Raw genomic sequence first — 2,966 nt, 5'->3', positions numbered from 1 at the left:
CGCGCCCTCACCCCCGAGCACCGACCCCCGACCGGCGGACGGGCGGGCGGGCGGAGCGGACGGGCAACGGCCTGGTCTTCCCCGCCGTGAAGCACGAGCGGCTGCGCACGCTGACCGTCGAGAGCGGCGGCCTGCCCGCCGAGGCCGTGCGCGGCATCGCAGCCAGCGACCTGCCCGCGCTGACCGCACTGGACCTGTGGCTCGGCACCTCCGAGTACGGCGGCGACGCCGATGTCGCCGACCTGGAGCCCTTCTTCGCGGGCAGCCGCCTGCCCAGCCTGGTCCGGCTGGCCCTGCGCAACAGCGAGATCCAGGACGCCATCTGCACGGCGCTGGCCTCGGCCCCGGTCGTGGCGCGCCTGGAACACCTGGACGTCTCCATGGGCGTACTCACCGACGACGGCGCGACGGCTCTGCTCTCGGGCCAGCCGCTGACCCACCTCAAGGTGCTCGACCTGCACCACAACTACCTCGGCACGGCGGTGCGGACGCGTCTGCTGGAGACGCTGGAGCCCGCCGGAGTCGAGGTCCGCGCCGACCAGGACGACGCGGAGTCCGACGAGGAGGAGGACGGCACGGTCTGGCGTTTCGTCGCGGTGGGCGAGTAGCCCCCGACCGGTACCGGCGGAGAGAACGAGGAGGCGGGATGGGCGGGTTGCGGCGGCGGGGCGCGCCGGTGAGGTGGGCGGTCGTCGCGAATGGGGGGAACCGCCGGGTGGACCTGTTCAGGGCGGCGGCCGAGCAGGCGGGCCCGGGCACCCTTCGCGTGGTCGAGTGGCGGGACGTCCTGCGGGACGGCGGGCACGACTTCGCGGACGACGAGGTCGTCCGGCTGGACTCCCCCGGCGAGAACGCCGAGGTGGACCGGCTGTTGCGCGGCGCCGACGAGCCGACCAGGGTGGAGGGTTCCGCGCGCTGGTACGCGGGTTTCCTGGACTGTGTGGGTTCGCTGCGCGGGGGCCGCCGGCTCGACGACCCGGCGGATCTGGCCGTCCTCTTCGACAAGAGGCTGTGCCACGCCCGGCTCGACGCGGCGGGTGTGCCGGTGCCGCGGTCCCCGACCTCGGGGGCCCTTCGGGCCGTGGAGGACTGGAGCGGCGTCCGGGACCTCATGGCGGAGGCCGCGCTGAGGCGGGTGTTCGTCAAGCTCGCGCACGGCTCGTCCGCGTCGGGTGTGCTGGCCGTCGAGACGACCGCCGCCGGCCGGATCCGGGCCACCACCTCGGTCGAGCGCACGGCTGACGGCGACCTTCACAACTCCCTGCGGATCCGCCGCTACACGGACGAGGCGCGGATCGCGGCGATCGTGGACGCGCTGGCGCCGGACGGACTGCACATCGAGCGCTGGCTGCCCAAGGCGTCGCTCGGCGGCAGATCGGCCGACCTGCGGATCGTGGTCGTGGCCGGCCGCGCGACCCACGCCGTGGTCCGTACGAGCCGTTCTCCCCTGACCAACCTGCATCTGGGCGGTGCCCGCGGCGATCTCGCGGCCGTGCGCGCACTGGCGGGCGACCGGTGGGCGGAGGCGCTGTCCATCAGCGAACGGGCCGCCGCCTGCTTCCCCGGCACCCTGTGCGTGGGCGTCGATCTGCTGCCCGCCGTCGGCTGGCGCCGCTTCGCCGTCGGGGAGGTCAACGCCTTCGGAGACCTGCTCCCCCGTCTGACCGGCCTGCCGGGCAGCGGCGCGGAAGGCCTGGACACGTACGCGGCGCAGGTCGCCGCGGTCCGTTCCCGCTCTCCCGAACACTTCCCCGGACGACCCGCACTTCCGCTCGACACCCCTGCCAGGACAGCACATGCCTCAGCCTGATCCCGACCGCACACCGGACCTGACACCCTCCGACCCCGGACCCGCGGGGACGCCGGACATGAACGAGGTGGTGGGACGGGACGACCTGCTCCTTCTCACCCTCGACACCCTGCGCTACGACGTGGCCGTCGAACTCGCCGCGGCCGGCCGCCTGCCGAACCTGACCGCCCATCTGCCCGGCGGCACCTGGGAGCGGCGGCACGCGCCGGGGAACTTCACGTACGCCTCCCACCAGGCCATGTTCGCCGGCTTCCTGCCCACCCCGGCCGCTCCGGGACCGCACCCCAGGCTGTTCGCGGCACGGTTCGCGGGCAGCGAGACGACGGCGGACCGCACGTTCGTCTTCGACACCCCGGACCTGGTGGCGGGCCTCGCCGCGCACGGCTACCGCACGGTGTGCGTCGGGGGCGTGGGCTTCTTCAACAAGCAGGGCGCACTCGGCGGCGTGCTGCCCGGTCTCTTCCAGGAGAGCCACTGGGAGCCGGAGTTCGGGGTGGCGTCGCCCACCTCGTTCGAGGCCCAGGTCACTCGGGCGGAGAAGATCGTGGCCGAACTCCCTGGTGAGCAGCGGCTGTTCCTGTTCCTGAACGTGTCGGCGCTGCACCAGCCGAACTGGTTCCACCTGCCCGGTGCCACTCGTGAGGCGGGCGACAGGCGGGTCACCCACGCGGCGGCCCTCGAGTACGTCGACGCCCATGTCGGCCGGCTGTTCCGCGCGATGAGCTCGCGCCGCCGCTGCTTCGCCATCGTCTGCTCCGACCACGGCACCGCCTACGGAGACGACGGCTTCACGGGCCATCGTCTCGGCCACGACAGCGTGTGGACCGTGCCCTACCGCCACTTCTTCCTGGAGCCGACCGTATGACGCTCGCCCCCGTGGCCGCCCCGACCGGCCTGCCGCGCCCGTACCAGAGCTACACGTACGCCTATCCCCACAAGACCGCCTACCGGCCCCTCACCCCGCGCCCCGCGCTCAAGGACCTGTGGGCCGGCGAGTCCCGGCGGTCGCTCTCGCTGTATCTGCACATCCCGTTCTGCGAAGTCCGCTGCGGCTTCTGCAACCTGTTCACCCGCATCGGCGCTCCCGGCGATCTGACGGGACGCTACCTGGACGCGGTGCGGCGCCAGGCGTCCGCGATGCGCGAGGCACTGGGCG

General features: G+C 73.5%; 2 protein-coding genes and 2 pseudogenes. All 4 read left to right on the top strand.

Annotated features, from left to right (window positions below; translation table 11 throughout):
- A pseudogene (locus ACWEBX_RS38745) lies at positions 1-608 on the top strand (STM4015 family protein); the annotation flags it as partial.
- Positions 609-646: 38 nt separating this feature from the next.
- On the top strand, positions 647-1,810 hold the full coding sequence (locus tag ACWEBX_RS38740; RefSeq protein WP_451889401.1) for an STM4014 family protein: 1,164 nt from the start codon (positions 647-649) through the stop codon (positions 1,808-1,810).
- A 58-nt stretch (positions 1,811-1,868) separates the two neighbouring features.
- Positions 1,869-2,675, top strand: a complete 807-nt coding sequence (locus ACWEBX_RS38735; protein ID WP_451889402.1) for an STM4013/SEN3800 family hydrolase — start codon at positions 1,869-1,871, stop codon at positions 2,673-2,675.
- Positions 2,672-2,966 (top strand): annotated as a pseudogene (locus ACWEBX_RS38730) (STM4012 family radical SAM protein); the annotation flags it as partial. The gene ACWEBX_RS38735 and the pseudogene ACWEBX_RS38730, both read left to right, overlap by 4 nt.

Source organism: Streptomyces sp. NPDC005070, assembly GCF_053600395.1.
This window is presented reverse-complemented; position numbering and strand designations above follow the sequence as displayed.